Annotated in this window: 8 protein-coding genes and 1 tRNA gene; 3 read left to right on the top strand and 6 right to left on the bottom strand. The window is 70.5% G+C overall.

All coding sequences use genetic code 11. From position 1 onward, the window contains the following. The 4 genes from ACFE86_RS08620 to ACFE86_RS08605 all read right to left on the bottom strand — a co-directional run. On the bottom strand, window positions 1-475 hold a 475-nt coding region (locus tag ACFE86_RS08620), incomplete at its 3' end, for a ClpX C4-type zinc finger protein (RefSeq protein ID WP_375454915.1). A gap of 229 nt (window positions 476-704) precedes the next feature. After that, the gene (locus ACFE86_RS08615; protein WP_375454917.1) at window positions 705-1,331 is read right to left on the bottom strand and encodes an ATP-dependent Clp protease proteolytic subunit; all 627 of its coding nucleotides are present in this window, start codon (window positions 1,329-1,331) and stop codon (window positions 705-707) included. A gap of 128 nt (window positions 1,332-1,459) precedes the next feature. Next, the gene (gene tig, locus ACFE86_RS08610; protein ID WP_375454914.1) at window positions 1,460-2,866 is read right to left on the bottom strand and encodes a trigger factor; all 1,407 of its coding nucleotides are present in this window, start codon (window positions 2,864-2,866) and stop codon (window positions 1,460-1,462) included. Window positions 2,867-3,041: 175 nt separating this feature from the next. Beyond that, a tRNA-Leu gene (locus ACFE86_RS08605) sits at window positions 3,042-3,126 on the bottom strand. A 181-nt stretch (window positions 3,127-3,307) separates the two neighbouring features. Here ACFE86_RS08605 and ACFE86_RS08600 point away from each other — a divergent pair. After that, complete coding sequence (locus ACFE86_RS08600) at window positions 3,308-4,777, top strand: multicopper oxidase family protein (RefSeq protein WP_375454913.1); 1,470 nt, start codon at window positions 3,308-3,310, stop codon at window positions 4,775-4,777. A 235-nt stretch (window positions 4,778-5,012) separates the two neighbouring features. Here ACFE86_RS08600 and ACFE86_RS08595 read toward each other — a convergent pair whose 3' ends face one another. Then, window positions 5,013-6,512 (bottom strand): NAD(P)H-hydrate dehydratase, encoded by a 1,500-nt coding sequence (locus tag ACFE86_RS08595; protein ID WP_375454916.1) that lies wholly within the window; start codon window positions 6,510-6,512, stop codon window positions 5,013-5,015. Between the two features lie 232 nt (window positions 6,513-6,744). Between ACFE86_RS08595 and ACFE86_RS08590 the strand changes: the two genes are divergently transcribed. Further along, window positions 6,745-7,083: a P-II family nitrogen regulator gene (locus ACFE86_RS08590; RefSeq protein ID WP_147727910.1), complete on the top strand. Its 339-nt coding sequence runs from the start codon at window positions 6,745-6,747 to the stop codon at window positions 7,081-7,083. A 19-nt stretch (window positions 7,084-7,102) separates the two neighbouring features. Next, a complete protein-coding gene (locus ACFE86_RS08585; protein ID WP_375454912.1) occupies window positions 7,103-8,041 on the top strand; it encodes a glutaminase in 939 nt (312 codons plus the stop codon). A gap of 387 nt (window positions 8,042-8,428) precedes the next feature. Here the strand turns inward: ACFE86_RS08585 and ACFE86_RS08580 are convergent, their stop codons facing one another. Next, window positions 8,429-9,448, bottom strand: coding sequence for a glutamine synthetase beta-grasp domain-containing protein (locus ACFE86_RS08580; RefSeq protein WP_375454911.1), 1,020 nt, complete (start codon window positions 9,446-9,448; stop codon window positions 8,429-8,431). Window positions 9,449-9,655 lie beyond the last annotated feature (207 nt).

Here is a 9,655-nt window from a genome sequence, read left to right as displayed (position 1 = left end):
TCTCGACGTCCTCGCCGACGTAGCCGGCCTCCGTCAGCGTCGTCGCGTCGGCCATGGTGAAGGGCACGTCGAGGATGCGGGCGAGCGTCTGCGCCAGCAGCGTCTTGCCCGAGCCCGTCGGGCCGATCAGCATGATGTTGGATTTGGCGAGTTCGACGTCGTTGTGCTTCGTCGCGTGCGCCAAACGCTTGTAGTGGTTGTGCACGGCCACCGAGAGGACCTTCTTGGCGAAGTCCTGGCCGATGACGTAGTCGTCCAGCACCCGCCGGATCTCCTTCGGCGTCGGAACGCCGTCGCGCGACTTCACCAGCGAGGACTTCGACTCCTCCCGGATGATGTCCATGCACAGCTCGACGCACTCGTCGCAGATGAACACCGTCGGGCCCGCGATCAGCTTGCGGACCTCGTGCTGGCTCTTGCCGCAAAACGAGCAGTACAGCGTGCTCTTCGAGTCGTTGCCGCCAGTCTTGCTCATGTCGGTCTCCGATCGTCTCGTGCGCTGCCAGCCCGGGGCGCACGCGCATCGTTCACAGGTAAGGGAATCCGCCTAAAGAAAAAGTCACCTGCGCGGCTTTGCCAGGGTCCGTAGCAAGGGCCCATACCAGGGGTCCGTGCGATCCCCGATGCAAACACGCGGCCGCCGCGGGATCAAGGCCGCGAGCGCCGCAGCGCGCCCGGCCGGGACGGGCGGGCGCGGATGCGCGTCAGGCCGCGGCCGGCTCCGGCCGCTTCTGGATGACCTCGTCAATCAGCCCGAACTCCCGGGCTGCGTCGGCGGTCATGAAGTTGTCGCGCTCGAGCGCGGTCACGATGGCGTCGTACTCGCGGCCGGTGTGCTTCACGTAGATCTCGTTGAGGCGCTTCTTCAGCGCCTCGATCTCGCGGGCGTGGATCAGGATGTCGGTGGCCTGGCCCTGGAAGCCGCCGGACGGCTGGTGGACCATGATCCGAGCGTTGGGCAGGGCGAAGCGGTGCCCCGGCTCGCCGGCGGTGAGCAGGAGCGAGCCCATCGAGGCGGCCTGGCCGACGCACAAGGTCGTCACCGGGCAGCGGATGAACTGCATGGTGTCGTAGATCGACAGGCCCGAGGTCACCACGCCGCCGGGCGAGTTGATGTAGAAGGAAATCTCCTTCTTGGGGTTCTCGGCCTCGAGGAACAGGAGCTGGGCGACGATCAGCGAGGCGCCGTAATCCTCCACCGGTCCGGTGAGGAAGATGATCCGCTCGCGCAGCAGCCGCGAGTAGATGTCGAACGCGCGCTCGCCGCGGCTCGACTGCTCGACCACCATCGGCACGAGCGCGTTGTTGTAGACGTCGATCGGATCTCTCATCATGGCCCCAGGCTCCAAGGGGCCCGGCCCCGCGCGAATCACGCGGGTGGCCGGGCAGGTCAGCGAACAACGGCGATCCTTAACGCCGCCTAACCATAAGGCCCGCTGCCGTCACGTCGGGCGCGGGCTCAGTCGGCCTTCGACTCGACCGACGTGTCGTCGGCCTTCTCGTTCTCGGCGTCACCGGCTTCCGCCTCTTCGTCGGCAAACAGCGCCTCTTTCGAGACGGGCTCCTCGACGAGTTGGACCTGCGCGAGGACGTGATCGACGACCTTCTCCTCGAACAGCGGCGCGCGAAGCTCGGCGAGCGCCTGGGCATTCTTCCGGTAGAAATCCCAGACCTGCTGCTCCTGGCCCGGGAACTGCCGGACCCGGGCGATGAGGGCCTGGTTCACCTCCTCGTCGGAGACCTTGATATCGGCGCTCTCGCCGACCTGCGCAAGCACCAAGCCGAGGCGCACGCGGCGCTCGGCGATCTTGCGGTACTCGGCCGACGCCTTCTCCTCGGTGGTGCCCTCGTCGGCGAAGGTCTTCTCGCGGGTCTTGAGGTCCTGCTCGACCTGCGCCCAGACGCTGGCGAATTCCTGCGCGACCAGCGAGGGCGGCAGGTCGAAGGCGTAGCGGCCGTCGAGCGCGTCGAGGAGCGCCTTCTTGAGCTTGCGCCGCGAGGCTGCCTCGTAGTCGGTGCCGATCGCCTTCGCCACGGCCTCCTTCAGCTTGTCGAGGGAGTCCATCCCCATGCCCTTGGCGAAGTCGTCGTCGATCCTCGCCTCGCCCGGCGCCTGGATCTTGGTGACGGTCACGTCGAACTCGGCCGCCTTCCCGGCCAGCGCCTCGGCGCCGTAGGTCTCCGGGAAGCTCGCGCTCACGCGGCGCTGCTCGCCGACCTTGGCGCCGACGAGCTGCTCCTCGAAGCCTGGGATAAACGAGCCGGAGCCGAGTTCGAGGTCGATGCCCTCGCCCTTGCCGCCCTCGAATTCGGTGCCGTCGATGCGGCCGACGAAGTCGATGGTGACGCGGTCGCCGCTCTCGGCCGCCGCGCCCGCGTCGCGCTCGGTGAACGGCCGGCTCTGGCCGGCCATGCGCTCCAGCGCCGCGTTCACGTCCGCGTCGGAGGGGGTGGCGACGAGCTTGGTCAGGCTCACGTCGGAGAGGTCGGCGAGCGCGAAGCTCGGCAGAACCTCCAGCGCCACCTTGAACGAGAGGTCGGCCTTGGCGTCCAACGCCTTCTCCACCACCGACTGGTCGGAGGGGAACTCGATCTGCGGCTCCAGAGCGAGCTTCAGGCCGTTGTCGGCCACGATCTTCTGGTTGGCTTCGTTGACGGCGTTCTGCACCACGTCGGCCATCACCGAACGGCCGTAGACCTTGCGCAGGTGCGCCACCGGCACCTTGCCCGGGCGGAAGCCCTTGAGCTGCACCTTGTCCTTCATGCCCGAGAGTTCGGTGTTCAGGCGGTCCTCGAGTTCGCTCGCGGCCAGCGACACCTGAAACGTGCGCTTCAGCCCCTCGGAGTGTGTCTCGGTCACCTGCATCGTCGTCGCTCTCAAAGTCCGTGTGATCGTCGGCGCGAGACCCGCACGCGGCCCCGCGGGGCTGGTCGGATGCGCGGGGTCCGGTACGGGGCGGCGGGCGCGCGCGGCCAAGGGCGTCCGGCGGGGCGGGCGGCATCCTCCCGGGGATCAGCCGATCCGTTCCCGACGGCGGGCCTGGTGCGGGCGGAGGGGCTCGAACCCCCACGTCTTGCGACACGGGAACCTAAATCCCGCGCGTCTACCAGTTCCGCCACGCCCGCGAGCGCCGATGCCCGGCGCGCGTCCGGCCGCCGGAGGGCGGGTCTATAGCATGCGGGGCCGGGGCCGCAGCAAAAAACTTACGGACCGTAAGCTGTGGCGCCGGGCGGAGCGCGGGGCTACAAGCGGCAGCCCTGGAAACGCCAGCACAGGTCGCCGGGACGCCCATCGCCACGAGGTTCCATGCCGCCAGCCCGATCCGCGCCGCCGACCGGATTCAGCGGCGCCACGCGCCGGGCTTTGCTGGGCGGCGCGGCCGTGCTGCTGCTCCCACGGGCGGGTTGGGCGCAGGGCAACGCGGCCAAGCCGGCTGCCGCCGCACCCGTAGCAGCGCCGGCCGCTCCGCTCCCTGAACCGCGAGCCCTCGCCGCCGCCCCGGGCAAGGTCCGGTTCAAGCCCGAGCCCGCGCCCGAGACCGCGATCTGGTCCTTCGACGGCCGGTCCGCGCCGCCGGTGCTGCGGGTGAAGCTCGGCGAGGCCGTGCGCGTGCGCGTCGAGAACCGGACCGAGAAGCCGCTGTCGCTGCACTGGCACGGGGTGCGCAACCGCAACGCCATGGACGGCGTCGGCGGCGTGACGCAGCCGCCGATCGCAGCCGGCGGCGCCTTCATCTACGAGTTCACGCCGCCGGATGCCGGCACCTTCATCGTGCGGCCCCTGGTGGTGGGCGGATCGAGCGAGCCCTCCGGCCGGGGCCTGGCCGGCTTCCTCGTGGTCGAGGAGAAGGCGCCGCCCGCGGTGGAGGCCGACGTGACCCTGCTGATGCAGGATTGGCGGCTCCAGGACGACGGGGCGTTGCTGCCCTTCGGCCAGACCGCGTTCGCCGCGAGCAACGGCCGGCTCGGCAACCGCGTCACGATCAACGGCGCCGACGTGCCCGCGACCTTCGAGGCCCGTCCCGGCAGCCGCATCCGGGTGCGGCTCGGCAACGCCTGCAACGCGCGGGCGACCCGCATCCGCTTCGAGGGGCTGAAGGTCTACGTCGCGGCCGTCGACGGCCAGCCGACCGACACCTTCGAGCCCCTACGCGCGACCCTGCCCTTCCCCCCGGGCACCCGCTACGACCTCCTGATCGACCTCCCGGCCGAGGCCGACGCCCGGGGCTCGATCACGGCGCTGGTCGGCCAGGGCTTGGTGCTCGCCACCGTGATCACCAAGGGCCCGGCCATCACCGAGAAGCGCCTGCCGATCGGGCCGATCGGCGAGAACCCGCTGCTGCCGCGGGAGGTCAAGCTCCAGAACGCCCTGCGTCGGGACGTGGTCATCACCGGCGGCGCGACGATCCTCAAGGACAAGCTTGAGGCCGAGCCGACCTATTCCGGAGACCCCGCCCGGATCTGGTCCGTGAACGGTACGAGCGCCACCGCCGGGCTCGCGCCGATCTTCACGGTCAGGCGCGGGCAGGTGGTGGTGCTGGCGTTGCGCAACGAGACAGCCTTCCCGCAGGCGCTGCACCTGCACGGCCACGTCTTCCGCCTGCTCCATCCCCTCGACGACGGCTGGGAGCCCTACTGGCTCGACACCTTCCAGCTCCTCGAAGGCCGCACCGCCCGCATCGCCTTCCAGGCCGACAATCCCGGCCGCTGGCTGATCAGCGCAACCGTGCTGGAGCGGTTCGACGCGGGGCTGTGGACGTGCTTCGACGTGACGTGAGGGGGGCGGTCATCCCGGGTCGATTCGCAGACTTCGCGCGGGGGCATTTCTCCCACCCGCGCCCTCATCCTGGGGTGACCGCGCCAGCGGGCCTCGAAGGAGCCTCCAGATCGCGCGGCGGCCCCTGGAGGGCCCCTTCGAGGCCTCTGCTTCGCGGACGCACCTCAGATGAGGGATTGGGTGGGAACGAACGGAACGGGCCGTCGGATCGATTCCGTCATCAACGACCATCCGCTCAGGAGCCGAACCCCGCCAGCAGTCCCGCCAGCACCGCCGGCATCAGCTCCGGGATATCCTCGGCGATCAGCCCCGGCCCGTGGCGCAGCCCCGCGTCGCCGTGCAGCCAGACGGCGGCGGCCGCCGCCTCGAACGGCGCCATGCCCTGGGCGAGCAGGCCGGCGATCAGGCCGGCGAGCACGTCGCCGGAGCCGGCGGTGCCGAGCCAGGGCGTCGCGTGGTCGTTGATCGCGGCGCGGCCGTCGGGCGCGGCCACCACCGTGTCGGCGCCCTTGAGCACCACGACCGCCCCCGTGATCGCGGCGGCACGGCGGGCCTGGGCGAGCTTGCCGACGTCCGCCACGGCGTCGGTGCCCGCAAAGAGCCTCGCGAATTCGCCCGCGTGCGGGGTGAGCACGGCTTTCGCCTCGCCATCGACGATATGGGCGGCCAGCAGCGCCGCCTGCCCGGAAAAACTCGTCAGCGCGTCGGCGTCGAGGACGAGGCCGCGCCCGACGGCGGCCGCCACCGCGACGCGGTCGCGGGCCGCTTCGCCGACGCCGAGGCCGGGGCCGGCGAGCACCGCGTTGATGCGCGCGTCGGTGAGCAGGTCGTCGAGGTCGTCGGCGTTCTCGCACGCGCGCAGCATGATCGCTGCGAGGTGGGCGGCGTTCTCGGCCAGCGCCCCCTCGGGCGAGGCGAGCGTGACGAGGCCCGCCCCGACCCGGAGCGCCCCCCGCGCGGCGAGCCGCGCCGCGCCGGTGCGGGTCGCGGGCCCGGACAGGACGAGGGCGTGGCCGCGGGTGTACTTGTGGCTCGCATCCGTCAGCCGCGGGAAGGCCGCGGCCCACAGCTCGGGTCCGTTGCGGAACAGCGGCGCGCCGGCGGAAAGCCCTGCGGCCAGGGCGGCCGCGCCGGTGCCGATGTCGGCGACATGCAGCCGGCCGCACAGGGCGCGCCCCGGCTGGAGCAGGTGGCCGGGCTTGAGGGCTACGAAGGTCACGGTCTCGACGGCCCGCAGGGCGATCCCGCGCACCGCGCCGGTGTCGCCGTCGAGCCCGCTCGGCACATCGACCGCGAGCACCGGCCGGCCGAAGGCGGCGACCCGCTCGATCGCGTCGCGCGGCGCGGCCGCGACCGGGCGCGACAGCCCGGCGCCGAACAGGGCGTCGATCACGAGGTCGGCCCGCGCCGGGTCGGCTCCGGCCAGATCCGCGACCGCGCCGTCCCACGCGGCCGCGGCGAGGCCGGCATCGCCCGACAGCGCCGCGCGCGACCCGAGGAGCGCGAGATCGACCGCGTGGCCGGCTTGCGCCAGCAGGCGCGCGGCGACGAAGCCGTCGCCGCCGTTGTTGCCCGGCCCACACAGCACCAGAACCCGCCCGCCGGGCGGCAGGTGCGCGCGGGCGCGCTCCGCCACCGCCGCGCCGGCCGCCCGCATCAGGGCGATGCCGGGGACGCCGCCGGCGACCGCGGCGGCGTCGACCCGCGCCATCGCCTCGACCGTGAGCAGCCGCATGCCGTCCATCGCGCGATCCCGCCGCCCCGCGTGCCGTTCACCCTGCTGCCCGCGCGTCACCCAGCCGATGCCCAAACGATCGGCCGTCCCGATTTATCTGCCTAAACGATTTGCATGGGCTGCAAAACGATGAGGCCGTTTCGGTCGCTCCCTCCGGAAATCGCCGTGGCGGCCGAACCGGCGGGGTGTTAGGAATCAGAGGACAGCGCAGCGCAGGTCGGACCCGTTCGGCATGAAGAAGATCGAAGCGATCATCAAGCCCTTCAAGCTCGACGAAGTGAAGGAAGCCCTCCAAGAGGTCGGCCTCCAGGGCATCACCGTGATCGAGGCCAAGGGCTTCGGCCGCCAGAAGGGCCACACCGAGCTCTACCGCGGCGCGGAATACGTGGTCGACTTCCTGCCCAAGGTGAAGCTCGAGATCGTGCTCTCCGACGCGCTGGTCGAGGGCGCCGTCGAGGCGATCCGCAAGTCGGCCCAGACCGGCCGCATCGGCGACGGCAAGATCTTCGTCTCGACGATCGAGGAGGCGATCCGCATCCGCACCGGCGAGACCGGGCCGGACGCGATCTGAGCGCAGGGCCGGCGCCCGGATGAGCGTCACGCCGCATCTGCGCAGCGTCGTCGAGGAGATCGCCTACGAGATGCGGCAGCGGCCCGACCGCGGGGCGGTGGCGCGCTACATCCCGGAACTCGCCCGGATCGATCCGCAGACCTTCGGCCTCGTGGTGATCGATGGCGACGGGACCATCGCCGCCGCCGGCGACAGCGAGACGCCGTTCTCGATCCAGAGCATCTCGAAGGTCTTCACGCTCACCCTGGCGCTCGGCATGGTCGGGGACCGCCTGTGGCGCCGGGTCGGGCGCGAGCCCTCGGGGAGCCCGTTCAACTCCATCGTCCAGTTGGAGCGCGAGCAGGGCGTGCCGCGCAACCCGTTCATCAATGCCGGCGCCATCGCGGTGACCGACGTGATCCTCTCGGGCCACCAGCCGCGGGAGGCGATCGGCGAGATCCTGCGCTTCATGCAGGCGCTCGCCGGCGACGCGACGATCGCCATCGACGAGGCGGTGGCGGCCTCGGAGAAGCGCACCGGCTTCCGCAACGTCGCGCTCGCCAACTACATGAAGTCGTTCGGCGTGGTCGAGAACCCGGTCGACTACACGTTGGGCGTCTACTTCCACCATTGCGCGATCAGCATGTCGTGCCGGCAGCTCGCCACCGCCGCGCGGTTCCTGGCCCATTCCGGCCGCAACCCCGCGACCGGCCTGTCGGTGATCCCCCCCGAGCGCGCGCGCCGCATCAACGCGGTGATGCTCACCTGCGGCCATTACGACGGCTCGGGCGAGTTCGCCTACCGGGTCGGCCTGCCGGGCAAGAGCGGCGTCGGCGGCGGCATCCTGGCGATCGCACCGGGCCGGGCCTCGATCGCGGTGTGGGCGCCGGGGCTGGACGCGGCCGGCAACTCGCATCTCGGGCGGATCGCGCTGGAGCAGCTCACCAAGCGGATGGGCTGGTCGATCTTCGGGGCGTGAGGCCCAAGGCTCCTGTCCGCAGGCGGCGCCGACCGGCCCCCTCTTCCGTGCGCTACCGTATTCACACCTCTCGCAGCGGGTTCGCGCGATGCGCGGATCTTCCCTCTCCCCTCTGCGGGAGAGGGAAGATCCGCGAGTTAAGTCGGGAGGAGGAGAGCGACGCTGCCGGAGAACGCGCTCCCCTCTTCCGACCCTCGCTCACGCGAGGCCCACCCTCCCCGCAGGGCGGGGAGGGTGGGTGCGGTTGCCGCCCTGCGCGATGTGTGAATCCGGCAGCTTCCAGGGGGAGAAGGGACCCGCGATCCCTCCGTATGCAGTGCAAAGAAAACGGCGCGAACCCGAAGGTCCGCGCCGTCTCGATTCCTCGAAAACTCACCCCCCCCAAAATCAAGTGGTCGGGACCGACTCGACCGTCTTCAGGATCTGCGAGGCGATCTGGTAGGGGTCGCCCTGGCTGTTGGGGCGGCGATCTTCCAGGTAGCCCTTGTAGTCGTTGTTGACGAAGCTGTGCGGCACGCGGATCGAGGCGCCGCGGTCGGCCACGCCGTAGCTGAACTGGTCGATCGCCGCGGTCTCGTGCTTGCCGGTGAGCCGCATGTGGTTGTCGGGGCCGTAGACCGCGATGTGGTCCTCGATGTTGTCCTTGAACGCGGCCATCAGCTTCTCGAAGTAGTCCTTGCCGCCGGTCTCCCGGAGGTAGGTGGTCGAGAAGTTGGCGTGCATGCCCGAGCCGTTCCAGTCGGTGTCGCCGAGCGGCTTGCAGTGGTACTCGACGTCGATCTCGTACTTCTCGCACAGGCGCTGGAGCAGGTAGCGGGCGACCCACATCTCGTCGGCGGCCTTCTTGGAACCCTTGCCGAAGATCTGGAACTCCCACTGGCCCTTGGCCACCTCGGCGTTGATGCCCTCGTGGTTGATGCCGGCGTCCAGACACAGGTCGAGGTGCTCCTCGACGATCTTGCGGGCGATGCTGCCGGCCTCGCTGTAACCGACGCCGCAATAGTACGGGCCCTGGGGGGCCGGGTAGCCGGTCGCGGGAAAGCCCAGCGGGCGGCCATCCTTGTAGAAGAAGTATTCCTGCTCGAAGCCGAACCACGCGCCCGGGTCGTCGTGGATGGTGGCGCGCTTGTTCGACGGGTGCGGGGTCTTGCCGTCCGGCATCATCACTTCGCACATCACGAGCACGCCGTTCTTGCGGGTGCTGTCGGGGAAGTGGCGCACGGGCTTCAGCATGCAGTCGGAGCTGCCGCCCTCGGCCTGCAAGGTCGAGCTGCCGTCGAAGCCCCAGAGCGGGAGCTGCTCCAGGGTCGGGAAGCCGTCGAAGTCCTTGATCTGCGTCTTGCCGCGAAGGTTCGGGACCGGCGTGTACCCGTCGAGCCACAAATACTCGAGCTTGTATTTCGTCATTCCGAATCTCTCGTCCGTTAACGATGCGAAGTCCGAGGAAACGCAGCCGTTTCGTGGCCTCAAGCGGCCGAGCCCGGGCTTGCAGGGAATGTGCCAGCAAAACACTCCCGGCGGGTCGCCTCCGGCCCGGCCCGGCCCGCACGATCACGTCCGCGTGAGGGCGACCGGGCCGCAGGGCCGTCCCGGCGCGTGATTTTCCCGGCGCCG

The sequence above is a fragment of the uncultured Methylobacterium sp. genome (assembly GCF_964244095.1).
GTDB lineage: Bacteria > Pseudomonadota > Alphaproteobacteria > Rhizobiales > Beijerinckiaceae > Methylobacterium.
Note: the sequence above shows the minus strand (reverse complement) of the source record. Positions and strands in the feature narration are given on the sequence as shown.

Coding starts and splice junctions, on each gene's coding strand:
- ACFE86_RS08595 (WP_375454916.1), bottom strand. CDS start 6,512: ATGCGGCTGCTCACGGTCGAGGCGATGGCGCGGGTCGACGCCGCCGCG.
- ACFE86_RS08585 (WP_375454912.1), top strand. CDS start 7,103: ATGAGCGTCACGCCGCATCTGCGCAGCGTCGTCGAGGAGATCGCCTAC.
- ACFE86_RS08615 (WP_375454917.1), bottom strand. CDS start 1,331: ATGAGAGATCCGATCGACGTCTACAACAACGCGCTCGTGCCGATGGTG.
- tig (WP_375454914.1), bottom strand. CDS start 2,866: ATGCAGGTGACCGAGACACACTCCGAGGGGCTGAAGCGCACGTTTCAG.
- ACFE86_RS08580 (WP_375454911.1), bottom strand. CDS start 9,448: ATGACGAAATACAAGCTCGAGTATTTGTGGCTCGACGGGTACACGCCG.
- ACFE86_RS08600 (WP_375454913.1), top strand. CDS start 3,308: ATGCCGCCAGCCCGATCCGCGCCGCCGACCGGATTCAGCGGCGCCACG.
- ACFE86_RS08590 (WP_147727910.1), top strand. CDS start 6,745: ATGAAGAAGATCGAAGCGATCATCAAGCCCTTCAAGCTCGACGAAGTG.